The organism is Kosakonia sp. CFBP8986 (assembly GCF_034044935.1).
In the GTDB taxonomy this organism is placed as follows: Bacteria; Pseudomonadota; Gammaproteobacteria; order Enterobacterales; family Enterobacteriaceae; genus Kosakonia; species Kosakonia cowanii.
This window is the reverse complement of the sequence record NZ_JAXCXB010000004.1, coordinates 72,570-98,640: the sequence shown is the minus strand read 5'-3', so window position 1 is coordinate 98,640 and position 26,071 is coordinate 72,570. Positions and strand designations below refer to the sequence as shown.

The window sequence follows — 26,071 nt, the reverse complement described above, 5'->3', positions numbered from 1 at the left end:
CGCGCATCTCTTTCTCTTCGACCACCCCGTACAATTCCCTGTGATTAATCTCACCAATTTTAAACATCCCTGATAAACCTTTTTAACAATGCTCTACTATTGCCCGGTTCAGCCACCGTGGGGGTAGAGATGAAAGATGTGGTGATTGTCGGTGCCGTGCGCACGCCAATCGGCTGTTTTCAGGGGGCGCTGTCGCGTCACTCTGCCGTTGAGCTAGGCAGCGCGGTGGTGCAGGCGTTACTGTCGCGCAGCGGCGTACAGCCGCAGGATATCGATGAGGTGATTCTGGGCCAGGTGCTGACCGCCGGGGCCGGGCAGAACCCGGCGCGTCAGTCGGCGATCAAGGGCGGGCTGCCAAATACGGTTTCCGCGATCACCATCAACGATGTGTGCGGCTCCGGGCTGAAAGCGCTGCATCTCGCCTCGCAGGCGATCCAGTGCGGCGAAGCCGACGTGGTGATTGCCGGTGGCCAGGAGAACATGAGCCGCGCGCCGCATGTGTTAACCGATAGCCGCACCGGCGCGCAGCTTGGCAACAGCCAGCTTATCGACAGCCTGGTGCATGACGGGTTATGGGATGCATTCAATGATTACCATATGGGCGTCACGGCGGAGAACCTGGCGCGGGAATATGGTATCAGCCGCGAGCGCCAGGATGAGTGGGCGCTCAGTTCGCAACATAAAGCGCGGATGGCTATCGACTCCGGTCGTTTTCGCGACGAGATTGTTCCTGTGCAGACTCAGAGCGCCGACGGCAAGCGTGTGCTGGTCGATACCGATGAGCAGCCGCGCACCGATGCCAGTGCTGAAGCGCTGGCGCAGCTCAGCCCAGCTTTTGAAACCAGCGGCTCGGTGACTGCCGGTAACGCATCGCCGATTAACGATGGCGCGGCGGCGGTGCTGATGATGAGCGCAGAACGCGCAGAGGCGCTCAACTTACCGGTACTGGCGCGTATTCGTGCCTTTGCAAGCGTGGGCGTCGATCCGGCACTGATGGGCATTGCGCCGGTTTACGCCATGCGGCGTTGCCTTGAGCGCGCTGGCTGGCAGCTGGATGATGTCGACCTGATTGAAGCCAATGAGGCTTATGCCGCGCAGGCGCTATCGGTGGGGAAAATCCTTGAGTGGGATGAGAAGCGCGTCAACGTCAACGGCGGCGCGATTGCGCTCGGTCACCCGATTGGTGCCTCCGGCTGTCGCATCCTGGTGTCGCTGGTGCATGAGATGCAAAAGCGCAAGGCGCGCAAAGGGCTGGCAACACTCTGTATTGGTGGTGGCCAGGGCGTCGCGCTGGCCATTGAGCGTGACTAATTCTGCCCGCTTGATAATAACGCCCTCGCCATGAGGGCGTTATTATTTGTGATCCTTCTCGCAGCTTACGTTTCAATAAAAATAAAACCTCCGCTTTCCTGCCATAAGAATTAACGCAAACACCAAAAATAGCATTATCCCCTGCGTGACCATTCTGTTATAAACTGATAAGCCTGCTTATTAATTTTATTTGCATTAACTTACGCACTCCTTTTTCTCTATTTAGTGCTCTCCGTGTAAAACGCAATAATAAGCATGGGTTGTGATCTTAAACGCTTTTTTTAACCCTAAAGGGCAACTTTTATTGATGCTCGTCACGCGCTTTTACTTCGCTATTTTCTATAGAAATATTTACGATCCAGATCACTAAAATAAAGTTACTATAAAAATAAAATGCAATTCCATAAAAATGAAACGTAATTTTAATTGTTGAGGTTGCTCATGTTTAAGAAAACTCTGGCCCTTGCTACTCTCCTTGGCGCATCCTTCGCTTCGTACGCTGTTACCGTCGATCTGCGCCATGAATACATTGACAGCGGCTCCAACGCCGATCGCGTAGCCGTGTCGCATCGCTTTGATAATGGCTTGGGTTTTGGCGTTGAAGCGAAATGGAAATCGGGTGGCGATGACGCTGACAAGCCGTTAACAGAGATTGTCGGCAACGGTCATGAAGAGTCGATTAACTGGCGCTGGGCCGCAACCAAGAATATTGCGCTCACACCAGGCTTTAATATTGAAAGCAAAGATACCTTCTCGATTTATAAACCCTATATTCATGCGCAATACAGCTTTGATAACGGCGTCTATATTGCGGGCCGTTACCGTTATGAATATACCCGTAACCCGGATTCCAACGTTGTCGATAACAAAGTCAATAAATTCGATGCGTGGGTGGGCTGGGCAATGGGCGACTTCCGCACCGAGCTGAACTACGTATATGCCAAAAGCACGGAAGATGTGGTGCGTGAAAATAATAAAAACTACTCCAACGAATATAACGCTAAGCTGGCCTACAAACTCGATAAAAACTGGTCACCGTATGTCGAAATCGGTAACGTGGGCGTGAAAAATACCGACGAACGCCAGACCCGTTTCCGTTTGGGCGTTGCTTACTCTTTCTGAATCTCCGAATATCTTAAAAAACCCGGTGCCTGGCGCCGGGTTTTTTATGCCCGCTCTATGACCATCCTACTTCTTCGCGCCGCCCGTGCCTTACGCGTAGGCCGGATAAGCGTAAGCGCCATCCGGCAACAGAGTTCGCTGCAATTATGCCGGATGGCGGCGATGCCTTATCCGGCCTACATGATTCCACACTCCGGCATCGATCCCGTAGGCCGGATAAGCGCCAGCGCCATCCGGCAATAAACTCTGCGACGATCATGCCGGATGGCGGCTACGCCTTATCCGGCCTACATAGTTCGTGCTGCTAGAAAGCCAACGCCCCTGCGGCGCGAAATATAAAGGGCATTAATAGCACCCAAAAAAAGGCCCTCCAAAGGAGGGCAAGGCCAGTTACAGAAACACTCACTCAAATTCAGGGTTGCAGCAGGGTGCGCTGCTCGGGCAGTTTGGCGATATAGAGCGCCGGTTTGCCGTCTTTATCGGAACTGAACAGCACCGCGCTGTCATCCGGGGTAAACGATGGATGCGGGTGCGTGACCTGGCGGCTGTTGGCAAAGGTCGCCCACGAGGTGTCGTGACGCGCGACGCGGTAATACCCTTTCTGCGCCACATCAAACACATAGAGATAGGGGTCGTTATCAATGGTGTAGCCGCCGGTATCTTTCACATCCACCGGCGTGCCGGAGCCATCGCCGACCAGCAGCGTACCGTCAAAGTTACTCATCAAATGCGAGCAGGCTGGCATCGGCATAATCTCTTCATTCACGCCGCTCTCCGGGTTGTAGCGCGAGATGGTGCGCCCCTGTTCACCTTTCAGGTAAGAGACATAGACCAGCGCCGAGCCGTTCGGCACCCAGAACTCATGGGTACAGCTCTCTCCTTCAGCATGATCCTTCACCTTGCGCACGTTGCTGCCATCTTCATTCACCAGCCACATCCGCGCATCGACCAGATCGTGCGGGCCTTCATGGCAAAACGCCACGGTGTTGTCATCAAACGGGCGATAGATCGGGTGACCGAGCCAGATCTTCTCTTCATGAATCACCTTGCTTTCGCCAGTCTGTAGATCAACGCGCAGCAGGCGGCAGTGTGGCCCTTTATGGAAGAAGTCATGGAACAGCTGCCAGTCGTTGAGCGGCGTCCAGTCGCTGGCGGCAATCTCAATCCCGACCAGCTTGGTGCAGTCGCTATTGGCGACCCAGGTACCGTAACCCACCCACTCCTCGGGGACACGGTAGATCTCGCGTTCAGCCAGCGTGTGCAGGTTAACTTCGCGCAGGGTGCGATCGTTTTTCACGTAGTAGAGCGCGCTGTCGTCCGGTGAGAGAAAGCCGCCAAAAGTGTTATCGCCCGCGCCTTCGGTTAACTGCACCGCTTCGGCATTCTCAATATCCAGCAGATAGTAGTTCCAGTTGCCGTCAAACTCGCCGGCAAACAGCAGGTGGCTGCCATCGTTAAAGAAGCACTTTTGATAGAAGTAGTTGCGGTGACACGTCACCTCCGGAGGGGTTAAGCGGGTCACTTCCGCGCCGGTATCCGGATCGCGGCTCACTGCATAGTTGAGTTTTACCCGCATGCCTTTCGCCATTTTTCTCTCCTGTAGAGGGGCCGACCGCCATCTTGCGTCCCCGCATGAACCCGTATCTGCTTAAGTTTAAAAATAGGATTTCAATTTATCAAAACATCGTTTCAATATGTGTGATTGCGGGCGCAATTTATAAGAAAATTATTACGAAAGGGCTTAACAGCGTTTCTGATATCACGGGCATGAATAATAGGCTTTGATTTTAAACGAGAAATTTTGCTACGACGGTCAAATTTCAAAGGCTGGTTTAACTTATTGATTAATATTAATTAATTAACATGGTGCGGATTGCTTCTGCGCCCCGTATCGCTTGTCAACGCTCAACAATCGTGATCCCACTTCCAGAACGGAAAATAACTAACATAAAAATTGAAACGTTGTTTTATATAAGATTGAAAACGTGTTTTAGCCGGGATAAGATGCAGCAAAAGTTGAAACGGAACACTGTTTCTCTGTTTCGTCTCAGGCCATTTTGCTGAACATTGATGTCGGAGGTAAGTGTGGAAGTCAGACAAAGCATCCACAGCGCGCACGCTAAAACGCTGGATACCCAGGGGCTGCGCAACGAATTTTTAATCGAAAACGTGTTCGTCGATGATGAATACACCATGGTTTACAGCCATATCGATCGCATCATCGTCGGCGGTATCAAGCCGGTGGCGAAAAGCGTGTCGGTTGGCGGCGAAGTGGGTAAACAGCTGGGCGTCACCTATTTCCTCGAACGCCGCGAGCTGGGCGTTATCAATATCGGCGGCGCAGGCACCATTACCGTGGATGGCGAGATTTATGAAATCGGCCATCGCGATGCGCTCTATGTCGGCAAAGGGGCGAAAGAGGTGGTGTTCGCCAGCGTTGATGCGGCGAAACCGGCGAAGTTTTACTACAACTGTGCCCCGGCCCATACCACCTATCCAACCAAAAAAGTGACGCCTGCGGAGGTTTCCCCCGTCACCCTCGGCGATCCGTTAACCAGCAACCGCCGCACCATCAATAAGTACTTTGTGCCGGACGTGCTGGAGACTTGCCAGTTAAGCATGGGGCTGACCGAGCTTGCGCCAGGCAACCTGTGGAACACCATGCCGTGCCACACCCACGAACGCCGCATGGAAGTCTATTTCTACTTCAATATGGAAGAGGATGCCTGCGTATTCCATATGATGGGCCAGCCGCAGGAGACGCGTCATATCGTGATGCAGAACGAACAAGCGGTGATTTCACCAAGCTGGTCAATCCATTCAGGTGTCGGTACGCGCGCGTACACCTTCATCTGGGGGATGGTGGGCGAAAACCAGGTCTTTGATGACATGGACCACGTTGCCGTAAAAGATCTGCGCTAATTGCGGGCAGCAAACACTCTGCCTGTCCGTGACAGGCGCTGATAGATTAAGGAACTCACATGATTCTGGATGCATTTTCTCTTCAAGGTAAAGTTGCGGTAGTGAGCGGTTGCGATACCGGTCTGGGGCAGGGCATGGCGCTGGGCCTTGCCGAAGCGGGCTGCGACATCGTCGGCATCAACATTGTTGAACCGACTGAAACCATCGAGCGCGTCACCGCGCTGGGCCGCCGGTTTCTGAGCCTGACCGCCGATCTGCGTAAGATCGACGGCATTCCGGCACTGCTTGAGCGCGCGGTCGCCGAGTTCGGCAAAATCGATATCCTGGTGAATAACGCCGGTCTGATCCGCCGCGAAGATGCGATCAACTTCAGCGAGCAGGACTGGGATGACGTGATGAACCTGAACATCAAGAGCGTCTTCTTTATGTCTCAGGCGGCGGCGAAGCACTTTATCGCCCAGGGCAACGGCGGCAAAATCATCAACATCGCCTCGATGCTCTCCTTCCAGGGCGGCATCCGGGTGCCTTCTTATACCGCTTCGAAAAGCGGCGTGATGGGCGTGACCCGTCTGCTGGCGAACGAGTGGGCGAAGCACAACATCAACGTTAACGCGATTGCGCCGGGTTATATGGCGACCAACAACACCCAGCAGCTGCGTGCTGACGAACAGCGCAGCGCCGAGATCCTCGATCGCATCCCGGCTGGCCGCTGGGGCCTGCCGAGCGATCTGATGGGGCCGGTGGTGTTCCTCTCCTCTAAAGCCTCTGATTACATCAATGGCTACACCATCGCCGTTGATGGCGGCTGGCTGGCGCGTTAATCCCTGCGCGATATATAAAAGAACCTGCTGCGGCAGGTTTTTTTATATCTGCATATTATTTGTCCATACGCAACAAATTGAAATATCCATATCATTTACTCTTAATTATTTCGCTAACGTTAAAATATGCTTAAAAATAAGCTAATTAAAAATAGTTTAGCGCTTAAACACTATTTTCAAAATTGTAAACTCCATCACAAAACAATAGCTGACAGCTATTTTATCCATATCTTCGCGTTTTCCTCACTGACGCTTTTCCCGTCGCTGCCTTACTTTCATATAACGTCTTATTCTGTGCAGGCAGGAAATAATAATGGCTTTTCTCAGTAATGATTCTGTCGCTTTACCCCGTGCGCTGCGTGATACCCGACGCATGAATATGTTTGTCTCTGTTTCCGCCGCGGTCGCCGGGCTGCTGTTTGGCCTTGATATCGGCGTGATTGCCGGCGCGTTGCCGTTTATTACCGATCACTTCACCTTAAGCAACCGGCTGCAGGAGTGGGTAGTGAGCAGCATGATGCTCGGCGCGGCGATTGGCGCGCTGTTCAACGGCTGGCTCTCTTTCCGCCTCGGCCGTAAATACAGCCTGATGGTGGGGGCGATTCTTTTTGTGGCCGGTTCGCTCGGCTCGGCGTTTGCCACCAGCGTCGAAGTGCTGCTCATCTCCCGCGTGCTGCTTGGCGTCGCGGTCGGTATTGCTTCCTACACCGCGCCGCTCTATCTCTCTGAGATGGCGAGCGAAAACGTGCGCGGCAAGATGATCAGCATGTATCAGCTGATGGTAACGCTGGGGATTGTGCTGGCGTTTCTCTCGGATACCGCCTTTAGCTACAGCGGCAACTGGCGGGCGATGCTTGGCGTGCTGGCGCTACCGGCTGTTTTATTGATTATCCTGGTGATCTTTTTACCCAACAGCCCGCGCTGGCTGGCGCAGAAAGGGCGTCATATTGAAGCGGAAGAGGTGTTGCGCATGCTGCGCGATACATCGGAAAAAGCGCGTGAAGAGCTGAATGAAATCCGCGAAAGCCTGAAGTTGAAGCAGGGCGGTTTTCAGCTGTTCAAGAACAACCGCAACGTGCGCCGCGCGGTCTTTCTCGGCATGCTGCTGCAGGCGATGCAGCAGTTCACCGGTATGAATATCATCATGTATTACGCGCCACGCATCTTTAAGATGGCCGGTTTTACCACCACGGAAGAGCAGATGATCGCCACACTGGTGGTCGGCCTGACCTTTATGTTCGCCACCTTTATCGCCGTCTTTACGGTGGACAAAGCCGGGCGCAAACCAGCGCTGAAAATCGGCTTTAGCGTGATGGCGATTGGTACGTTGATCCTCGGCTACTGCCTGATGCAGTTTGATAACGGTACGGCGTCCAGCGGCCTGTCGTGGGTGTCGGTTGGGATGACGATGCTCTGTATCGCCGGATATGCAATGAGCGCCGCGCCGGTGGTGTGGATTTTGTGTTCTGAGATCCAGCCGCTCAAATGCCGCGATTTTGGTATCACCTGTTCCACCACCACTAACTGGGTGTCGAACATGATTATCGGCGCGACCTTCCTGACGCTGCTGGATGCGATTGGTGCGGCGGGCACGTTCTGGCTCTATACCGCCCTGAACCTGGCGTTTGTGGGTGTCACCTTCTGGCTGGTGCCGGAGACGAAAAACGTTACGCTGGAGCATATCGAGCGCCGTTTGATGTCCGGGGAGAAGTTGCGCAATATCGGCGTGTGAGGCATTGCCGGATGGCGCGCAAGCGCTTATCCGGCCTACAAAACCTAATGAAACCACATTTCCAGGCCCGGTAAGCGTAGCGCCACCGGGCATTTTTTTGCCGGATGGCGCATAAAGGCTTATCCGGCCTACAAATCCTTGTTACAGCTTCAATTTTTAACCTGATTAACGCATGGCACGCTTAAGGATACGCTCGGCCTGGCGCTGGAAGTCCGTCGCGGTCTCTTCAACGGTTTTCTGGCCATAATCGATGTACTGAATCGCGGTACCGAACTGCGCCACAATCTGCGGATCGTCAAAATATGGCGACACGGAGAGTTTTGCCGGCAGCGACTGCGCCAGATGCAGGCCCGCGACCGCCGGATCCTCCTCTTTGATAACCCCGCTGGCGGTCAGCGTCTCAACCGCCGCTTTGCTCAGCGGTACACCGCGCTCAAGACCCAGCGTCTGCACACCCTCTTTGCTGTTCAGCAGGAAGTTAATCACCTGCGCCGCCTCTTTCGGATGTTTGGTCGACTTACCAATCGACAGCATCTGCGCCGGTTTAAAGAACAGCCCCGCATCGGTGGCGCCCGGCAGCATCGGATAGTCGCCCAATACCAGTTTGGCCGGTGGCTTCAGGTTGTCGGAGTATTTGGTGATAGTGGAGTTCCACATATAGGTGCCGCCCCATTCGCCCTCGATCCACGGCTTCATCTCATACATGTTGCTCTTACCGAACGAGGCGTAGTATTTCGAATCCGGCATCACGTGGCTGTCGACCAGCTTTTTGTACATCTGGAAGAACTCAACCCACTGCTCTTTGCTGTAGCTGAACTTCTTGGTCTTTTCGTCAACGGCCGGAATGTTGTACTTCTGCACCATATAAGAGTTGAGCAGCGCCAGGGTATCCTGGTGCTCCAGCACGACCGGGTAGTACTGTTTGCCCAGCTTGCTCTCAAAGGTTTTGCCCGCCGCCATCAGCTCATCCCAGGTTTTCGGGAAGCTAACGCCCGCTTTTTTCCACTGCTCGTCATTGAAGTAGAAGACGCGCGCGGTGACCGAGATAGGAATACCGTTTAACTTGCCGTTAATGGTGGTGGTTTGCAGCTCTTTAGCGTCGAACTGGCTGAGATCGATAATATCTTTCACCTGGTTCAGGTCGTAAAAACCCTCGCCGTTTTTTGAGAAGATCGGCAGCCAGTTCCAGTTGGTCTGCATGACGTCCGGCTCGGTGCCGCCGGCGATCTGCGTGGTCAGACGGGAGAGGTGCCCGTCCCAGCCTGTATATTCGGACTTCACGGTAATATCGGGATGCTGTTTATGGAACTCCTCCAGCGCTTTTAAGGTGACCTGGTGACGACCGTTTCCGCCCCACCAGGACATACGCAAATCAACATTGTCAGCGGCGGTGGCGGGTAGAGCGCACATGCCCAGGGTTGCGGAGATAGCTGCGCCGATTAGCACTTTTTTCATTTTTATACTCCAGTTTATGTAGGTCACGCTGAGGCCGCCTGACGCGGCCCGCATGTTTTTAGCTATAGAGAGATGTTCTGTTCCGTTTTCGCGTCAAAGATATGGCACTTATTCATGTCGAACTTGAAGTACACCTTCCGGTGAAGCCCCTTAGCAATCAACGGCCTGGCTTCATCCGAGGGTATGCGTGCGGTCAGCTCATAGTCGGCGACTTTCAGGTAGACGAAGAACTCGTGACCCATGTTCTCGACGCGCACCAGATCGCCCGCGCCGCAGTCGTCGCTGAAGGGCTCATCGGCGACGGAGACAAACTCCGGACGCACGCCAAAGAAGACCTCTTTGTCGGCATAAGCCGCGACTCTCTCCTGCTGATGAGCGTTAAGCGCCAGCGTCTCCTGGCCGACGGTAATGTGCAGGGAACCCTCTTTCTGCACAATTTTCGCCGGTTTGATGTTCATCTCCGGCGCGCCAATAAAGCCCGCGACGAACATGTTTTTCGGGAAGTGATAGAGGTTATCCGGCGTATCGACCTGCATGATATGGCCGAGCTTCATCACGCAGATGCGGTCGCCCATGGTCATCGCTTCGGTCTGATCGTGGGTCACATACACGGTGGTCGCCGGTTTACCGGAGCTTTTTAACTGCTTATGCAGATCCGAAATGCGGATGCGCATCGAGGCGCGCAGCTTGGCATCAAGGTTGGAGAGCGGTTCGTCAAACAGGAAGACATCTGGTTTTTTCACAATCGCACGGCCAACGGCCACGCGCTGCGCCTGGCCGCCGGAGAGCTGGCGCGGCAGACGATCCATTAACTCCTCCAGTTCGAGAATTTTCGCTGCTTCATCTACCTGGCGTGCGATCTCATCCTTCGGCATTTTGCTCAGCTTCAGGCCGAAGGCGAGGTTTTCGCGCACGGTCATATGCGGGTAGAGCGCGTAGTTCTGGAACACCATGGCGATGCCGCGCGACTTCGGCGCGAGGTTGTTGACAATCTTCTCGCCGATGCGCACTTCGCCGCCGCTGATGGTCTCAAGCCCTGCCAGCATGCGCAGGGTGGTCGATTTGGCGCAGCCGGAGGGGCCAACAATTACCATAAACTCACCGTCGGCGATTTTCAGGTCGATACCATGTACCGCTTTGAAGCCGTTGGAGTAGACTTTTTCCAGTTTGTTGAAAATTACTTCAGCCATGATACTTCCCTCTTAACCTTTGATTCCGCTGCTGGTGACGCCCTGTACGAAGTAGCGCTGTGCCAGGAAGAAGACAATGATGGACGGCAGAATGGAGATACTCGCCATTGCCAGAATTTCGTTCCACGGTGCGCCTTCGGTCACGTCGATAGACATTTTCAGCGCCAGCGCGATGGGGTATTTATCCACGCTGTAGACGTAGATCAGCGGCCCGATAAAGTCGTTCATCGACCACATAAACTGGAACAGCGCCACGGAGATAATCGCCGGTTTCAGGATTGGCACCACCACGTACCAGAGCACCTGCCACGAATTACAGCCATCAATCTGCGCCGCTTCTTCCATATCGCGCGGCACGCCGCGTAAGAACTGAATCAACATAAAGACAAAGAAGCCCTGGGTGGCGAAAGCCAGCGGCAGGTAGAGCGGCATATAGCTGTTGAGCATGCCCATTTCACGGAACATCAGGTATTGCGGGATCAGCAGCACGGTACTCGGCAGCAGCATGGTGGCGATCAGCGTGCCGAACCAGAAGTTCTTCCACGGGATCTCAAAGCGCGCAAAACCGTACGCCACCACCGTTGACGAGATGATCGTCAGGATCACTTTCGGGATCACATACTTAAAGGTGTTGAGCATGTAATGGCCGAAGGTGTATTCGGTGCCGGTTTTCCAGCCGTTGATAAAACCGTCCCAGGTGGCGTGGTTCGGCCACAGCCCGAGGGTGGTGAAGATCTCATGGTTCGGTTTGAACGACGCCGAGAACATCCACGCCAGCGGGTAGAGCATCAGCAGGCCGACCAGCAGCAGGATCGTGTAGCGGATCCAGGCGCTGATTTTCTCGCGGCGCAGGGTGCGCGCCACTTCACGTTCAGCCTCTTTCATGCCCGGCGTAAGGTGTTGAACATCAGCCATTTTTGCCTCCCTTATCGGCAGAGTAGAAGACCCAATACTTCGAGGACTTAAAGGCGACAGAGGCAAAGACCGCCACCACCAGGAAGAGCACCCAGGCCAGCGCTGCGCCGTAACCCATATCGAAATATTTGAACGCGGTGTCGTAGATGTAGAGCGAGAAGAGATAGGTGTAGTAGGTCGGGCCGCCGCCGGTAATCACGTACGGGCCGGTAAACTCCTGGAACGCCTGCGTGGTCTGCATGATGAAGTTGAAGAAGATCACCGGCGTAATCAGCGGCACAGTCACCTTCATAAACATCTGCCATTTGCTGGCGCCGTCGATCATCGCCGCTTCATACTGCGACTGCGGAACGTTTTGCAGCGCCGCCAGGAAGATCACCATCGCCGAACCGAACTGCCAGACGCGCAGCAGCGTCACCGACATCAGCGCCAGCGACGGCTCGCCGAGCCAGTTAACAGGATCAAGGCCAAAGACGCCGATAAAGCTGTTTAACAAGCCATCGATGGCGAACAGCGCGCGCCACAACACCGCGATAGCAACCGAGCTGCCGAGGATCGACGGAATGTAGTAAGCGGTGCGGAAAAAGCCGATGCCGCGCAATTTAAAATTGAGCACAAAGGCGATGCCCAGCGCAAAGGCCAGCTTCAGCGGAATGGTTAAAAAGACATAAGCAAACGTCACGCCCATCGATTTCCAGAAGAGGGTATCTTCAGTAAACATGTAGCGGTAGTTTTCGATGCCATTAAATACCGGCGGGCTCATCAGATCATACTCAGTAAAACTGAGAAAGAAGGATGAGATGAATGGGAAAGCGGTAAAGACAATCAACCCTATTATGTAAGGTGATATCCAGGCCAATCCCAGTAGTCTGTTTTCATTCATAGATACCTACCTGGCGAGCAATGTGTAATTCGGATTCGGAGAGCCGCCGCCCTTTCACGCAACAAAGGGTGCGTTAGATCACAATATTTAATGAAATCAAAGCGTTTAAAATCTGTAACTGCCGGAAATTATTGGCATTATTCCGGGTTTTAAAATCCTCTGAACTTGCGTTCTTGAATTGTAAAACATCGTTTTAAAATATTTTATTGTGTTTAAATGTGCCGTCATTCGTTAAATTGCTGAAATGTGATCGAAGTCGAAACGATGTTTCAATAAAGTGATTTGGCAGTCATTTTCAGGTAAAAAGCGCGGGCTTTTCAGTAAATAAAAAGCGGGTATTTCGACAAGCGAAGGGGCAGAGAAAAATATCGCGCGGTGAAATCATTCAATATTTAAACCATTATCTGGCGAAGGATTATTTATGGCGCAGAAATAAAAACGCCTCCACGGCGGGAGGCGCTTTTCACGGCTCAAAAACTCAGGATTGCAGAAAATCTTCGCGAATCGGCGTGAAGGTATCGAGCAGGGTGCCCGGCTTCAGACAGACGCAGCCGTGCATAATGTGCGGTTGCTTGTAAAGTGTATCGCCTGCGGTGACGATATGTTTCTCATCACCGATGGTAAATTCGAACTCCCCGGATAAAACATAGGTGAGCTGCTCATGAGGGTGGTTATGCATCGGGCCGACAGCGCCCTGTTCGAACATAACTTCAACCGCCATCATTTTGCCGCCATGGGCGAGAATACGGCGCGTAACGCCGTTGCCCAGGTCGTCAAGTTGCGTGTCTTTATGAAAGATAAACATCGGGCTGTCCTGTAGTAGGTAAGAGATACTGAAACAATGTTTTAAATAATTTATCTCACGGTGGCGGAAAAATAAACGCCGGGCCGGAGAAGTTGAAAGTCGATCACAACTTTGCATGATTGCGCGAGAACGAGACGGAGAAAGACGATGAAAACAATTGGACTGCTGGGCGGCATGAGCTGGGAATCGACCATTCCCTACTATCGGCTGATTAACGAGGGCGTTAAAGCACGCCAGGGCGGTTTGCACTCCGCGAGCTTGCTGCTGCATAGCCTCGATTTTCACGAGATTGAAACCTGCCAGGCCACCGCGCAGTGGCACAAAGCCGGAGATATCCTCGGCCAGGCGGCGGCGGGTCTTGAGCAGGCCGGGGCGCAGGCGATTGTGCTCTGTACCAACACCATGCACAAAGTGGCGGGGCAAATTGAAGAGCGCTGCCAGATCCCTTTCCTGCACATTGCCGATGCCACCGGCCACGCCATTGAAAATGCCGGGCTGCGCAATGTCGCGCTGCTGGGTACACGCTACACCATGGAGCAGGATTTTTATCGCGGGCGGCTGGAGAAGCAGTTCGCCATCAGAACTACGGTGCCCGGCCCGGAAGATCGTCAGCGCATCAATGAGATCATCTTTGATGAGCTCTGCCTTGGCACCTTCAGCGACGAATCGCGCTACTACTTTATGAATGTGATTAAACAGCTGGCGAGCGAAGGGGCAGAAGGGGTGATTTTTGGCTGTACCGAAATCGGCCTGCTGCTGCCTGAAACCCACAGCCCGATTAAGGTGTTCGACACGGCTGCGCTGCATGCTGCTGCCGCGGTCGATTTTATGCTCTCTTAATCCTCGCCGAGCATGGCGGCCAGCGGCGCGCTAATACGCGGCATGGCTGCCTGCAGATGTTCGGCAAAGGTATCGACCAGCGCGGAAGCGGGGCGGTGCAGCGGGCGCACAAGGCTGATGGTAAAGGGCACGTCGATGCTGAAACGCCGCACCGCCACGCCGCTGGTGGCATAGTCGAGAGCGGTCAGCGGGTTCACCACGGAAATGCCGACCCCGGCGCGCACCATTGCGCAAACCGATGCCGCGCTGTGGGTTTCCAGCACCATGCGGCGCTTCACCTGGTGCTCACTAAACAGGGCGTCAAGCAGCTGACGATAGCTGTCGGTACGCGACAAACTGATGTAATTCTCCCCCTGAAAATCCGCCGGTGTCAGCACCCTTTTCTGCGCCAGCGGATGATCCTCTGGCATCACGCACACTTCATTACAGGTCAGCAGCGGCGTGCGCTCGGTGCCCGCGGGCGTCGTGAGCGTTTCGGTCAGGCCTAAATCGTGGCGCTGTGCCGAGAGCCACTCCTCCAGCAGCGGCGACTCCTGCGGCACAATGTTGAGGCTGACGTCCGGGTAGCGGGCGAGAAAGGGCTGCAACAGCAACGGTAAAAAGGATTGCGAAAAGACCGGCAGACAGGCGACCGACAGCTCCCCCTGGCGAAACTCGCGCAGGCTCTCCGCCGCGCTGACGATCCTGTCCAGCCCGTACCAGGATCGCTGCACCTCTTCAAACAGCCGCAGCCCCTGCACCGTGGCGTGCAGCCGCCCGCGCGAGCGCTCAAACAGCGTCAGACCCAGCACCTTTTCAAAGCGCGCCAGCTCCCGGCTGACGGTTGGCTGCGAAGTGTGCAGCATGGCCGCGGCCTCGGTCAGGTTGCCGGTGGTCATCACGGCGTGAAAAATTTCGATATGGCGCAGGTTAACAGCGGGCATGAGATGATCCAGTTGCAGAAGGTTATCCATATCATTTTTGCATAGCCTCGCGATAAAACGATATTTTTTATTCGCTCTAACCTATGGCGTAATCATAAAAAAGATTGCTGACGGAGTTGTTATGCCACGCTCGCTACACCAGACAGAAACCGACCTCAACGCCGCTAACCTGCTGCAACTGCCTGCGGAATTTGGCTGCCCGGTATGGGTTTACGATGCGCAAATCATTCGCGAACAGATCGCAAAACTGCGCGACTTTGACGTCATCCGTTTTGCCCAGAAAGCCTGCTCTAACATTCATATTCTGCGCCTGATGCGCGAGCAGGGGGTGAAGGTGGATTCGGTGTCGCTGGGCGAAATCGAGCGTGCGCTGGCGGCGGGTTACGATCCGAAAACGCACCCGGACGATATTGTCTTTACCGCCGATGTGCTGGATGAGGCGACGATCGCCCGCGTCAGCGAGCTGGGCATCGCGGTGAACGCCGGTTCAGTAGATATGCTGGAGCAGCTCGGTGCCGTTTCGCCAGGCCACCGCGTCTGGCTGCGCGTTAACCCCGGTTTTGGTCACGGTCACAGTCAGAAAACCAACACCGGCGGCGAGAACAGCAAACATGGTATCTGGTATAGCGACATGGGCGCGGCGCTGGAGGTGATGCAGCGTTACGGCCTGCAACTGGCGGGCATCCACATGCACATCGGCTCCGGCGTTGATTATGGTCACCTTGAGCAGGTGTGCGGAGCGATGGTGCAGCAGGTGATCGACTTTGGTCAGGATCTGCCGGCTATCTCTGCCGGTGGCGGCCTGTCGATTCCTTATCACGAAGGCGAAGAGCCGGTAGATACCGCGCACTACTACGGCCTGTGGAACGCCGCGCGGGAGAAAATCGCGCAGCATCTCGGCCATGCGGTGAAACTGGAGATCGAACCGGGGCGCTTCCTGGTGGCGGAGTCGGGCGTGCTGGTCTCCCAGGTGCGCAGTGTGAAAACCATGGGTAGCCGCCACTTTGTGCTGATCGACGCCGGGTTTAACGATCTGATGCGCCCGGCGATGTACGGCAGCTATCACCACATTACGGCGCTGGCCGCCGACGGGCGCGATCTGCGCGACGCGGCGCGCATCGACACCGTGGTTGCCGGTCCGCTGTGCGAATCGGGCGATGTCTTTACCCAGCAAGAGGGCGGCAAAGTGGAAACGCGCCCGCTACCGGCAGTGAAAGCCGGGGACTATTTAGTCCTGCACGATACCGGTGCGTACGGCGCGTCGATGTCCTCAAACTACAACAGCCGCCCGCTGCTGCCGGAAGTGCTGTTTGATAACGGCGTGGCGCGCCTGATCCGCCGTCGCCAGACCATTGAAGAGCTGATCGGCCTCGAGCAGTTCTAAACCTGATCCACGATCCCGCTTGTAGATAGCGGGATCGCCCCTCCTTTTTTCCATAAATCCCTGCAATCCGTAAGGTGGTATGCCAAATGCGCGCTATGCCGCATTTTGGAATACCAGATTGGGTGTTGCGAGGCGCATCACAGAACTTTTCGCCGGGCGTGGCTATTTTTGGTATGCCAAATGGGACGACAGCGGTATCCCTGCATCGATAAAAAAGCTCCTTTACTGAGGTGTTAACTCATGGCCCTACAAGAAAAGCTCATCGATTCGCTGGGGAGTTTCGCGACGAAATTCAACAGCTATCGCTACATCATGGCCATCAAGGCCTCGTTTATTACCCTGATGCCGGTGATCATTGTCGGCGCCTTCTCTGTGCTGATCTCCAATATGGTGCTGGACCCGAAAAACGGGCTCGCCAGCTTCCAGTCGCTCTCCTTTCTGGCGGCGCTAAAGCCGATTACCAGCGCCATCAACTACGCCACGCTTAACTTCCTCAATATCGGGGCGGTGTTCTTAATCGGTATCGAGCTGGGGCGTATCAACGGTATTCGCACGCTGTTTCCCGGCCTGCTGGCGGTGATCTGCTTTATCTGCGTGACGCCGACCACCGTTGAAATGCTGGTCGATGGCCAGATGCACGTGGTGAAAGATGTGCTGCTGCGCCAGTTCTCCGATACCCGCAGCCTGTTCCTCGGCATGTTTATCGCCATTTTGTCGGTGGAGATTTATTGCTGGCTGGAGACGCGCGAAGGGCTGAAGATCAAGATGCCGGACACCGTGCCGCCCAACGTCTCCGCCTCATTCTCCGCGCTGATCCCGGCGATCATTACCACTACCGCGATCGCCACCTTCGGCTTTATTTTCCACCAGCTGACCGGCATGTATCTCTATGACGCCGTCTATCAGGTGGTGCAGCAGCCGCTGGAGCGGGTGGTGCAGAGCCTGCCGGGGATCTTGCTGCTGATGTTTGTCGCCCAGCTCTTCTGGGTGATTGGCATCCACGGTAACCAGATGATCAAACCAATCCGCGAACCGCTGCTACTGGGGGCGATCACCGTCAATATGAGCGCCTTTGAGCAGGGCAAAGAGGTGCCGAACATCATCACCATGCCGTTCTGGGATGTCTATATGAGCATCGGCGGATCGGGGCTGACCATCGGCCTGCTGGTGGCGGTGATGATCGCGACCAAACGCAAGGAGATGAAGGAGATCGCCAAGCTCTCTATCGGCCCTGGGATCTTCAACATCAACGAACCGGTGATTTTCGGTATGCCGATCATGCTCAACCCGATCCTTGCGATCCCCTTTATTATCACGCCGCTGGTGACCGGCTCGATCGGTTACTTCGCTACCGCCAGCGGCTTTGCCGGTAAAGCGGTGGTGATGGTGCCGTGGACCACGCCGCCGCTGATCAACGCGTGGCTCTCCACCGCCGGATCGATGGGGGCGGTGATCACGCAGCTTATCTGCATCCTGACCGCCATCATCATCTATCTGCCGTTTGTGAAGATTGCCTCACGCCGCGCCGAGCAGGCGCAGCTGCAAGCGGAAGCCACCTCTTCAACGCCGAAAGTGTGAGGACGTTATGAGCACCAAAACCGTCACCATCCCGCCTGACTTTATCCTCGGTGCCGCTGCGTCGGCCTGGCAAACGGAAGGGTGGAAGGACAAACGCGAGGGCCAGGATTCGTGGCCCGATCTCTGGTACAAAAACGATCGTCACGTCTGGCACCAGGGCTACGGCCCGGCGGTGGCGACCAACTTCTACCAGCGCTTTCGCGAAGATGTGCAACTGATGAAGCAGGCGGGCTTAACCCATTACCGCACCTCGATCAACTGGTCACGTTTTCTCACCGATTATGAAAATGGCGTGGTGGATGAGCGCTACGCCGCTTACTACGACGAGCTGTTTGATGAGATGGCGCGCCACGGCATTGCGCCGATGATCTGCCTCGAACACTATGAGCTGCCCGGTTATCTGCTGGAAACCTACGGCGGTTGGGCGTCGAAAAAAGTGGTCGAACTCTACCTGCTCTATGTCGAAAAGGTGTTTGCGCGCTACCACCAGAAGGTGACGCGCTGGTTCACCTTTAATGAGCCAATTGTGGTGCAGACCCGCGTCTACCTTGACGCGCTGCGCTGGCCCTATGAGCAGAACACCTCGACCTGGATGCAGTGGAACCATCATAAAAACCTCGCCACCGCGAAAGTGGTGAAGCTGTTTCGTGAGAAGGGGTACAAGGGCAGCGTCGGCTGTATTCTCAACCCGGAAGTGACCTACCCGCGTTCGCGCGCGCCGCACGATCTGCTGGCAGCCGAGCGCTACGATCTCTTCTACAACCGGGTGTTTCTCGACCCGATGGTTAAAGGGCACTACCCGGCGGAGCTGCTGGCGCTGCTGGAGAAACATGGGGTGAAGTGGGAGTGCAGCGACGAGGAGCTGGCGATTATTCGCGATAACACCGTCGATGAGCTGGGGATTAACCTCTACTATCCGCACCGCGTCAAAGCCCCGTCCCGCGCGTGGCACCCGGAAACGCCTTTCCATCCGGCCTACTATTACGAGCCGTTTGAGCTGCCGGGGCGCAAGATGAACACCTCGCGCGGCTGGGAGATCCTGCCGGAGATCGTTTTTGATATGGCGATGCGTCTTAAAAACGACTACGGCAATATTCCGTGGTTCGTGGCGGAGAGCGGCATGGGCATTGAGAACGAAGGGCAGTTTCGCAACGCGCAGGGCACCATTGAGGATGATTACCGCATCAACTTTATCGCCGCGCACCTCTACCAGGCGCTGCGCGCGAAGGAGGCGGGGTCAAACTGCCAGGGCTATATGCTGTGGGCGTTTACCGATAACGTGTCACCGATGAATGCCTTCAAAAACCGCTATGGGCTGGTGGAGATCGACCTGCAACACAACCGCGACCGCAGGCCGAAAAAGTCCCTTGGCTGGTTTCGCAAGCTCAGGGATGAGCGTCAGTTGACCCTGACCCTTGATGATGAAGTAAGATAGCGCAACGACTGATAAGTGCAGGTGATATCGTGGAGAAGGCCGTCGTCCCGCCGGAGAAAAAACAGTACCAGGAGATTGGCGACGATCTGCGTGAGCAGATCATCGAGGGTCACTACCCCGTTGGCTCGCGCTTGCCACCGGAGCGCAATATTGCCGAGAAGTATGGCGTCAGCCGTACCATCGTGCGCGAAGCCCTGCTGATGCTGGAGTTGCAAGGCACGGTGGATATTCGCCAGGGCTCCGGGGTCTATGTGATGCGCATTCCTCAGGCCCATGAAAACGAAGAGGAGCGCTTTTTAAGCAGCGATGTCGGCCCCTTTGAGATCCTTCAGGCGCGCCAGCTACTGGAGAGCAATATCGCCGCTTTTGCCGCCAAAATGGCGACGCGGGCGGATATCGACAATCTTCGGCGCATCCTCGAGCAGGAGCAGCGCGCCATCGCCCTCAACGACACTTCGCAGGACAACAGCAAGATGTTCCACCTGGTGCTGGCGGGCGCGTCGCAAAACCAGATGCTGCTGGCAACGGTCGAGAGTATCTGGCATCACATGGACAGCAGCCCGCTGTGGCAGCAGTTCAACGTGCATATCGCCAGCCGACCCTACCGCCTGAAGTGGCTCGGCGACCGCCAAACCCTGCTGGCCGCGCTGCGCCGCCGCGATGTGATGGGTGCCTGGCAGGCGATGTGGCAGCATCTCGAAAACGTTAAAAAGAGTCTGCTGGAGCTGTCGGACGAAGACGCGCCGGACTTTGACGGCTATCTGTTTGAGTCGGTACCGATTTTTCAGGGGAAGTTGATGTGACTATTCTGCCGCTTTATGAGGCACCGCAGCATGCGGGGCAGGTGACCGACTGGCTGTGGCAGGAGTTTGGCGACTCGCTGTCGCGAGAGTTTTTCGCCAGCATCATTGAGCACAGCCAGACGCCGGGGCAGCTACCGCTGACTTATGTGATGGTAGAGGGCGGTGAACTGCTGGGCACCGTCGGGCTGTGGCGCTGCGATTTGATCAGCCGCCAGGATCTTTACCCATGGCTTGCTGCGCTCTATGTAAAAGAGAGTGCGCGCGGCCAGGGGCTGGCCGGGCGGTTACAGCGCCATGTTATGGATCAGGCGAAAGGGATGGGCTTTGACCAGTTGCACCTCTACGCCGCTTTCCGTGACTATTATGAGCGTTTCGGCTGGGCGTATATCGGGGATGGCCTCGATTACCCGAATACCAGCGTGCATCTGTATCGCATTGCGCTGAGATAGCGCCGCTGCATCATTGCCGGATGGCGGCTACGCCTTATCCGGCCTACAAAAACGCACCGATCCCGTAGGCCGGATAAGCGGTACGCGCCATCCGGCAATGGGGTTTGCATGTGGCTTTGGTGGAATGGTTCCGTTCACCAGGCGTGCGGGGGAATATTTTTATCACCGGTGCGGTGAACGGGACAAGGGGGGGACCGCTCCCCCCTTGTCAATCCCCGCGGCCCCGCGAGGAAATCGGTGCTGCGCACTGCGCTCACCTCCCGCGTGCCTGACGGCGGCCGGCTCGACTCGACATCCTGTCTCGGTTCGCCTCTGTCCGCCATCCATGGCGTCCAGACCTTGTCATTCACGCTCCGGTTCGCCGATTTCAGCGGGGACACAACCCCTCGCTGTCATATTGCAGATATAAAACCGCACTGGTTTCGCTGAAAGCGCGTTTTTGTAGGCCGGATAAGGCGCAGCCGCCATCCGGCAATTGTGCCGCGGAGATAATGCCGGATGGCGCTACGCTTATCCGGCCTACGCGACTTCAACTGCAATGTGCGCCTTATGAACTCTCCGGCGGCGCAATCACTGAATGACGGCGCACCAGCGTCGGGTTAAAGAGATGGGTGATCTCCGGCAGCGGGCGGTTTTCCGCCAGCGCCAGCGCCAGCTCGGCGGCCTGGGTCGCCATCGTCACGATCGGATAACGCACGGTAGTCAGCCGCGGGCGGACATAGCGCGACACCAGCACATCATCGAAGCCAATCAGCGAAATCTCGCGCGGCACATCAATCCCGTTATCATTCAGCACGCCCATTGCACCTGCGGCCATCGAGTCGTTGTAACAGGCCACGGCGGTAAAGTTACGTCCACGCCCGAGCAGCTCGGTCATCGCCTGCTCGCCGCCGCTCTCGTCCGGCTCGGCAAAGGTTACCAGCCTGTCGTTGCACGGCAGACCATTCTCTTTCAGCGCGTCGTAATAGCCCTGCAGGCGGTCGTCGGCGTCGGAGATCTCATGGTTGGAGCAGAGATAGCCAATGCGCGTATGGCCCTGCTGGATCAGATGGCGCGTCGCCAGCCAGGCGCCGTAGCGGTCGTCGAGCGCTACACAGCGCTGCTCGAAGCCGGGCAGAATGCGGTTAATCAGCACCATACCGGGGATCTGCTTCATCAGCGACGCCAGCTCTTCGTCCGGCACCACCTTGGCGTGCACTACCAGCGCCGCGCAGCGGTGGCGAATCAGCTGCTCAATCGCTTTACGCTCTTTCTCTTCTACGTGGTAGCCGTTGCCAATCAGCAGAAAGTTGCCGGTGGCGGAGGCGACCTGCTCAACGGCTTTTACCATCGCGCCGAAAAAGGGATCCGATACGTCGCTCACCACCAGCCCCACCGACTCGGTCGATTGCTGCGCCAGCGCGCGGGCGTTGGCGTTCGGGTGGTAATTAAGCGAATCCATCGCGCTCTGTACCGCCTGGCGCGAGTTTTCACTGGCTTTTGGTGAGCTGTTAATCACGCGCGACACCGTCGCAACCGAGACCCCGGCCAGCCGCGCAACGTCTTTAATCGTCGCCATTCTCTACCTTCCTGGGTAAGCGTTTACACTGCAGTTAGTGTTACGGAAAAGGGGCGTCTGTTCAAGGCGGCGCGTGTACCAGTCTTTGCAAACGTGAGCCAGCGCGGCGCGCATCGTGAAAACGTTACATGCGCGGCGTTGCAAATGCACACACTGAGAACCTTTACTTACACTTTGCGAAAGCCTGTTTCGATTGACCGCTGGTTGTCGGCGGCCCGACCGTGCGACTCTGTTCATCCCAGAGGTATTGATAGGTGAGCGCAACGCTACGTTGCACACTCGACTTACACCGACCTGCGCAGATGCGCAGGTTTTTTTTATCCTACCGTGTAACAGTAATCGCTAATCGACACACCTCGTTTCACTTCGGCTCATTCTCTTGCTTTTTCCCGCTGGTAGCGCATCCAGGCGCAGGTGACAATCGACGTCCCAGAGGTATTGATTGGTGATTTATTCAGTACGCTTTTCGTACTTATTGATTGCACCAACCTGCGCGGACGCGCAGGTTTTTTTTTGCCTGCGTTTTATCCCTCCGCACTTCTCATGTAATCTGCCAGACTCTGAATCACATGCCTCAATGACTGGCAAAAGGAGTTGAAATGCTACTGGGCTTTTTCCGCGGCCTGTTTCGCGTCTTGTTCCGTGTACAGCTGACCGGCGATACCGCGCCTTTAAACGGCGACCGGGTATTAATCACCCCCAATCATGTCTCATTTATTGATGGCATTTTACTGGCGCTGTTCCTTCCCGGGCGTCCGGTCTTTGCGGTCTACACCTCAATTAGCGAGCAGTGGTATATGCGCTGGGTCAGCAAAATCATCGATTTTGTCCCTCTCGACCCGACCAAGCCCATGTCAGTTAAACATCTGGTTCGCCTGATTGGCGAAGGCCGCCCGGTAGTGATTTTCCCGGAAGGGCGCATCTCCGTGTCCGGCTCGCTGATGAAGATTTATGAAGGGGCCGGTTTTGTCGCCGCGAAATCCGGCGCGACGGTCATCCCGCTGCGTATTGATGGCGCGGAGCTGACCTTCTTCAGCCGCCTGAAAGGGCTGGTTAAACAGCGCCTCTTCCCGCGCATTACCCTGCATATTCTGCCGCCGACGCAGCTGCCGATGCCGGATGCGCCGCGCGCGCGTGACCGCCGCAAGATTGCCGGCGAAATGCTGCACCAGATTATGATGGAAGCCCGCATGGCGGTGCGCCCGCGCGAAACGCTGTTCGAAGCATTGCTCAGCGCCCAGTACCGTTACGGTGCCAGCAAGCCCTGCGTGGAAGATATCAACTTTACGCCGGACAGCTACCGCAAGCTGCTGACCAAAACCCTCTTTGTGGCGCGCATCCTCGATAAATACAGCGCGCAGGGCGAGAAAATCGGCCTGATGCTGCCGAACGCTGGCATCAGCGCGGCGGTGATCTTTGGTGCCATTGCGCGCGGGCGCATTCCGGCGATGATGAACTACACCGCCGGGGTGAAAGGGATGAGCAGCGCGATTACCGCGGCGCAAATCAAAACCATCTTCACCTCCCGCACCTTTATGGATAAGGGCAAGCTGTGGCATCTGCCGGAGCAACTTACCCAGGTGCGCTGGGTCTATCTCGAAGATCTGAAAGGGGATGTCACCTTTGAAGATAAGCTGTGGATTTTCCGCCATCTGCTGATGCCGCACCGCGCGCAGGTGGAGCAGAAACCGGAAGATCCGGCGCTGGTCCTCTTTACCTCCGGCTCCGAGGGCAACCCGAAAGGGGTGGTGCACAGCCATAAGAGCCTGCTGGCGAACGTCGAGCAGATCCGCACCATTGCCGATTTCACTGCCAATGACCGCTTTATGTCGGCGCTGCCGCTTTTCCACTCCTTCGGCCTGACGGTTGGCCTGCTGACGCCGCTGTTTACCGGCGCGCAGGTCTTCCTCTACCCGAGCCCGCTGCATTACCGCATTGTGCCGGAGCTGGTCTATGACCGTAACTGCACGGTGCTGTTTGGCACATCGACCTTCCTCGGTCACTACGCTCGCTTCGCTAACCCGTATGATTTTTACCGCCTGCGTTATGTGGTTGCCGGGGCGGAGAAATTGCAGGAGAGCACCCGCCAGATCTGGCAGGACAAGTTTGGCCTGCGCATCCTTGAAGGCTACGGCGTGACCGAGTGCGCGCCGGTGGTCTCCATTAACGTACCGATGGCGGCGAAACCGGGCACCGTCGGGCGCATCCTGCCGGGCATGGACGCGCGCTTAATGGCGGTGCCGGGCATTGAAGAGGGGGGCCGCCTGCAACTGAAAGGGCCAAACATCATGGCCGGCTATCTGCGGGTGGAAAACCCCGGCGTGCTGGAAGCGCCAATGGCGGAAAACATTAACGGGGAGATGGAGCCGGGCTGGTATGACACCGGCGATATCGTGCGCTTCGACGAGCAGGGCTTTGTGCAGATCCAGGGCCGCGCAAAACGCTTCGCCAAGATTGCCGGCGAGATGATCTCGCTGGAGATGGTGGAGCAGCTGGCGCAGGCCGTTTCGCCGGAGAAAATGCACGCCACCGTGGTGAAAAGCGACGCCAGCAAAGGCGAGGCGCTGGTGATGTTCACTACCGATAGCGAACTGACACGCGACAAGCTGCAACAGCAGGCGCGCGCGCAGGGCGTGCCGGAGCTGGCCGTCCCGCGTGATATCCGTTTCCTGAAACAGCTGCCGGTGCTTGGCAGCGGCAAGCCCGATTTCGTGACCCTGAAAGGAGTGGTGGATGAGGCAGAAACCGAACACGCATGAGTCAGTAAGCGCTAACTCGCCGCTCTTATCGCGAGGAATGATGGCGGTGATTGCCGCCCAGTTTCTCTCGGCATTTGGCGATAACGCACTGCTCTTTGCCACGCTGGCGCTGCTGAAAGCGGAGTTTTACCCCGACTGGAGCCAGCCTGTTCTGCAAATGGTGTTTGTGGGTGCTTACATTCTTTTCGCACCGTTTGTCGGCCAGGTGGCTGACAGCTTTGCCAAAGGGCGCGTGATGATGGTTGCCAACGCCCTGAAACTGCTGGGCGCGGCGAGCATCTGCGTAGGGGTTAACCCGTTTGTCGGTTACCTGCTGGTGGGCATTGGCGCAGCGGCCTACTCTCCGGCGAAGTATGGCATTCTCGGCGAGATCACCACCGGCGATAAGCTGGTGAAGGCGAATGGCCTGATGGAGTCATCGACCATTGCTGCGATCCTGATTGGCTCGGTCGCGGGCGGCGTGCTGGCCGACTGGCATGTGCTGGCGGCGGTCGGCGTCTGTGCGCTGGTCTACGCCGGGGCGGTGGTAGCTAACCTGATGATCCCGAAACTGCCTGCGGCGCGCCCTGGGCGCTCGTGGCGCTTTGGGCCGATGACCGCCAGCTTCTTTAGCGCCTGCAAAAGCCTGTGGCAGAACGGCGAAACCCGCTTCTCGCTGGTGGGTACCAGCCTCTTCTGGGGCGCGGGTGTGACGCTGCGTTTCCTGCTGGTGCTGTGGGTGCCGGTAGCGCTCGGCCTGACGGATAACGCCACGCCAACCTACCTCAACGCGATGGTTGCCGTCGGCATTGTGGTCGGTGCCGGGCTGGCGGCGAAGCTGGTGACGCTGGAAAAAGTCTCCCGCTGCATGCCAGCCGGGGTGCTGATCGGTATCGCCGTGGTGATCTTCTCGCTGCAGCACGCTCTGCTGCCTGCTTATGGCGTGCTGATGCTGATTGGCGTGCTCGGCGGTTTCTTCGTGGTGCCGCTCAACGCGCTGTTGCAGGCGATTGGCAAGGAGTCCGTCGGTGCGGGCAACGCCATAGCCGTGCAGAACCTCGGTGAAAACACCGCCATGTTGCTGATGCTGGGGCTTTACTCACTGGCCATTAAAGTGGGCGTGCCGGTGGTGGGAACCGGTATCGGGTTTGGTGTGCTGTTTGCGCTGGCGATTGCGGCGCTGTGGATCTGGCAGCGCCGCCGGTAA

General features: G+C 56.3%; 21 protein-coding genes. 13 read left to right on the top strand and 8 right to left on the bottom strand.

Features of this window, described 5'->3' with window-relative positions; translation table 11 throughout:
- Positions 1–129: 129 nt before the first annotated feature.
- Both SOM48_RS10130 and SOM48_RS10125 read left to right on the top strand, forming a co-directional pair.
- Positions 130–1,311 (top strand): acetyl-CoA C-acetyltransferase, encoded by a 1,182-nt coding sequence (locus SOM48_RS10130; protein ID WP_139567777.1) that lies wholly within the window; start codon positions 130–132, stop codon positions 1,309–1,311.
- A 441-nt stretch (positions 1,312–1,752) separates the two neighbouring features.
- Complete coding sequence (locus SOM48_RS10125; protein ID WP_023480788.1) at positions 1,753–2,433, top strand: oligogalacturonate-specific porin KdgM family protein; 681 nt, start codon at positions 1,753–1,755, stop codon at positions 2,431–2,433.
- Between the two features lie 412 nt (positions 2,434–2,845).
- On the opposite strand, the gene SOM48_RS10120 is transcribed toward SOM48_RS10125, so the two are convergent.
- Positions 2,846–4,021 carry an oligogalacturonate lyase family protein gene (locus SOM48_RS10120; RefSeq protein ID WP_094421950.1) on the bottom strand — a complete coding sequence of 392 codons (1,176 nt, stop codon included), beginning with the start codon at positions 4,019–4,021 and terminating at the stop codon, positions 2,846–2,848.
- A 497-nt stretch (positions 4,022–4,518) separates the two neighbouring features.
- Here SOM48_RS10120 and kduI point away from each other — a divergent pair, with 497 nt between their 5' ends.
- From kduI to araE, 3 genes are all read left to right on the top strand, one after another.
- Entirely contained in the window at positions 4,519–5,355 is an 837-nt protein-coding gene (gene kduI / locus SOM48_RS10115; protein WP_128482172.1) for a 5-dehydro-4-deoxy-D-glucuronate isomerase, read from the top strand.
- A 59-nt stretch (positions 5,356–5,414) separates the two neighbouring features.
- Positions 5,415–6,176, top strand: a complete 762-nt coding sequence (gene kduD, locus SOM48_RS10110) for a 2-dehydro-3-deoxy-D-gluconate 5-dehydrogenase KduD (protein ID WP_023480692.1) — start codon at positions 5,415–5,417, stop codon at positions 6,174–6,176.
- A gap of 313 nt (positions 6,177–6,489) precedes the next feature.
- Complete coding sequence (araE, locus tag SOM48_RS10105; protein ID WP_023480813.1) at positions 6,490–7,908, top strand: arabinose-proton symporter AraE; 1,419 nt, start codon at positions 6,490–6,492, stop codon at positions 7,906–7,908.
- Positions 7,909–8,073: 165 nt separating this feature from the next.
- Here the strand turns inward: araE and SOM48_RS10100 are convergent, their stop codons facing one another.
- The 5 genes from SOM48_RS10100 to SOM48_RS10080 form a co-directional block, all read right to left on the bottom strand.
- A complete protein-coding gene (locus SOM48_RS10100; protein ID WP_320511875.1) occupies positions 8,074–9,363 on the bottom strand; it encodes an ABC transporter substrate-binding protein in 1,290 nt (429 codons plus the stop codon).
- 62 nt (positions 9,364–9,425) lie between these two features.
- Entirely contained in the window at positions 9,426–10,553 is a 1,128-nt protein-coding gene (locus tag SOM48_RS10095; RefSeq protein WP_054804551.1) for an ABC transporter ATP-binding protein, read from the bottom strand.
- Between the two features lie 12 nt (positions 10,554–10,565).
- Positions 10,566–11,468, bottom strand: a complete 903-nt coding sequence (locus SOM48_RS10090) for a carbohydrate ABC transporter permease (RefSeq protein ID WP_023480718.1) — start codon at positions 11,466–11,468, stop codon at positions 10,566–10,568.
- Positions 11,461–12,351 (bottom strand): carbohydrate ABC transporter permease, encoded by an 891-nt coding sequence (locus tag SOM48_RS10085; protein ID WP_076769150.1) that lies wholly within the window; start codon positions 12,349–12,351, stop codon positions 11,461–11,463. The genes SOM48_RS10090 and SOM48_RS10085 overlap by 8 nt, the downstream gene beginning before the upstream one ends.
- Positions 12,352–12,829: 478 nt before the next feature.
- On the bottom strand, positions 12,830–13,156 hold the full coding sequence (locus SOM48_RS10080; protein WP_023480914.1) for a cupin domain-containing protein: 327 nt from the start codon (positions 13,154–13,156) through the stop codon (positions 12,830–12,832).
- Positions 13,157–13,303: 147 nt separating this feature from the next.
- Here SOM48_RS10080 and SOM48_RS10075 point away from each other — a divergent pair, with 147 nt between their 5' ends.
- Positions 13,304–13,996, top strand: coding sequence for an aspartate/glutamate racemase (locus tag SOM48_RS10075; protein ID WP_320511874.1), 693 nt, complete (start codon positions 13,304–13,306; stop codon positions 13,994–13,996).
- Here the strand turns inward: SOM48_RS10075 and SOM48_RS10070 are convergent.
- Positions 13,993–14,919, bottom strand: a complete 927-nt coding sequence (locus tag SOM48_RS10070) for a LysR family transcriptional regulator (RefSeq protein ID WP_320511873.1) — start codon at positions 14,917–14,919, stop codon at positions 13,993–13,995. The genes SOM48_RS10075 and SOM48_RS10070 overlap by 4 nt on opposite strands.
- A 121-nt stretch (positions 14,920–15,040) precedes the next feature.
- On the opposite strand from SOM48_RS10070, the gene lysA reads away from it, so the two are divergent.
- The 5 genes from lysA (at position 15,041) to SOM48_RS10045 (ending at position 20,568) form a co-directional block, all read left to right on the top strand.
- Positions 15,041–16,303 (top strand): diaminopimelate decarboxylase, encoded by a 1,263-nt coding sequence (gene lysA / locus SOM48_RS10065; protein ID WP_313353701.1) that lies wholly within the window; start codon positions 15,041–15,043, stop codon positions 16,301–16,303.
- A 240-nt stretch (positions 16,304–16,543) separates the two neighbouring features.
- Positions 16,544–17,881 carry a PTS sugar transporter subunit IIC gene (locus tag SOM48_RS10060; protein WP_076769149.1) on the top strand — a complete coding sequence of 446 codons (1,338 nt, stop codon included), beginning with the start codon at positions 16,544–16,546 and terminating at the stop codon, positions 17,879–17,881.
- 7 nt (positions 17,882–17,888) lie between these two features.
- A complete protein-coding gene (locus SOM48_RS10055; RefSeq protein ID WP_320511872.1) occupies positions 17,889–19,316 on the top strand; it encodes a glycoside hydrolase family 1 protein in 1,428 nt (475 codons plus the stop codon).
- 29 nt (positions 19,317–19,345) lie between these two features.
- The gene (locus SOM48_RS10050; protein ID WP_320511871.1) at positions 19,346–20,119 is read left to right on the top strand and encodes a GntR family transcriptional regulator; all 774 of its coding nucleotides are present in this window, start codon (positions 19,346–19,348) and stop codon (positions 20,117–20,119) included.
- On the top strand, positions 20,116–20,568 hold the full coding sequence (locus SOM48_RS10045; RefSeq protein ID WP_320511870.1) for a GNAT family N-acetyltransferase: 453 nt from the start codon (positions 20,116–20,118) through the stop codon (positions 20,566–20,568). The genes SOM48_RS10050 and SOM48_RS10045 overlap by 4 nt, the downstream gene beginning before the upstream one ends.
- Positions 20,569–21,115: 547 nt before the next feature.
- Here SOM48_RS10045 and galR read toward each other — a convergent pair.
- The gene (gene galR / locus SOM48_RS10040) at positions 21,116–22,126 is read right to left on the bottom strand and encodes an HTH-type transcriptional regulator GalR (RefSeq protein WP_128482178.1); all 1,011 of its coding nucleotides are present in this window, start codon (positions 22,124–22,126) and stop codon (positions 21,116–21,118) included.
- 599 nt (positions 22,127–22,725) lie between these two features.
- Here galR and aas point away from each other — a divergent pair.
- Positions 22,726–24,885 carry a bifunctional acyl-ACP--phospholipid O-acyltransferase/long-chain-fatty-acid--ACP ligase gene (gene aas / locus SOM48_RS10035; protein WP_320511869.1) on the top strand — a complete coding sequence of 720 codons (2,160 nt, stop codon included), beginning with the start codon at positions 22,726–22,728 and terminating at the stop codon, positions 24,883–24,885.
- Positions 24,860–26,071, top strand: coding sequence for a lysophospholipid transporter LplT (gene lplT, locus SOM48_RS10030; protein WP_094421932.1), 1,212 nt, complete (start codon positions 24,860–24,862; stop codon positions 26,069–26,071). The genes aas and lplT overlap by 26 nt, the downstream gene beginning before the upstream one ends.

Excerpts from the sequence above, each read along its gene's own strand:
- SOM48_RS10055 (WP_320511872.1), top strand. The coding sequence starts at position 17,889 with ATGAGCACCAAAACCGTCACCATCCCGCCTGACTTTATCCTCGGTGCC.
- lplT (WP_094421932.1), top strand. The coding sequence starts at position 24,860 with ATGAGGCAGAAACCGAACACGCATGAGTCAGTAAGCGCTAACTCGCCG.
- SOM48_RS10080 (WP_023480914.1), bottom strand. The coding sequence starts at position 13,156 with ATGTTTATCTTTCATAAAGACACGCAACTTGACGACCTGGGCAACGGC.
- SOM48_RS10085 (WP_076769150.1), bottom strand. The coding sequence starts at position 12,351 with ATGAATGAAAACAGACTACTGGGATTGGCCTGGATATCACCTTACATA.
- galR (WP_128482178.1), bottom strand. The coding sequence starts at position 22,126 with ATGGCGACGATTAAAGACGTTGCGCGGCTGGCCGGGGTCTCGGTTGCG.
- kduD (WP_023480692.1), top strand. The coding sequence starts at position 5,415 with ATGATTCTGGATGCATTTTCTCTTCAAGGTAAAGTTGCGGTAGTGAGC.
- SOM48_RS10060 (WP_076769149.1), top strand. The coding sequence starts at position 16,544 with ATGGCCCTACAAGAAAAGCTCATCGATTCGCTGGGGAGTTTCGCGACG.
- SOM48_RS10120 (WP_094421950.1), bottom strand. The coding sequence starts at position 4,021 with ATGGCGAAAGGCATGCGGGTAAAACTCAACTATGCAGTGAGCCGCGAT.
- araE (WP_023480813.1), top strand. The coding sequence starts at position 6,490 with ATGGCTTTTCTCAGTAATGATTCTGTCGCTTTACCCCGTGCGCTGCGT.
- SOM48_RS10125 (WP_023480788.1), top strand. The coding sequence starts at position 1,753 with ATGTTTAAGAAAACTCTGGCCCTTGCTACTCTCCTTGGCGCATCCTTC.
- aas (WP_320511869.1), top strand. The coding sequence starts at position 22,726 with ATGCTACTGGGCTTTTTCCGCGGCCTGTTTCGCGTCTTGTTCCGTGTA.
- SOM48_RS10090 (WP_023480718.1), bottom strand. The coding sequence starts at position 11,468 with ATGGCTGATGTTCAACACCTTACGCCGGGCATGAAAGAGGCTGAACGT.
- lysA (WP_313353701.1), top strand. The coding sequence starts at position 15,041 with ATGCCACGCTCGCTACACCAGACAGAAACCGACCTCAACGCCGCTAAC.
- SOM48_RS10130 (WP_139567777.1), top strand. The coding sequence starts at position 130 with ATGAAAGATGTGGTGATTGTCGGTGCCGTGCGCACGCCAATCGGCTGT.
- SOM48_RS10100 (WP_320511875.1), bottom strand. The coding sequence starts at position 9,363 with ATGAAAAAAGTGCTAATCGGCGCAGCTATCTCCGCAACCCTGGGCATG.
- SOM48_RS10075 (WP_320511874.1), top strand. The coding sequence starts at position 13,304 with ATGAAAACAATTGGACTGCTGGGCGGCATGAGCTGGGAATCGACCATT.
- SOM48_RS10070 (WP_320511873.1), bottom strand. The coding sequence starts at position 14,919 with ATGCCCGCTGTTAACCTGCGCCATATCGAAATTTTTCACGCCGTGATG.
- SOM48_RS10095 (WP_054804551.1), bottom strand. The coding sequence starts at position 10,553 with ATGGCTGAAGTAATTTTCAACAAACTGGAAAAAGTCTACTCCAACGGC.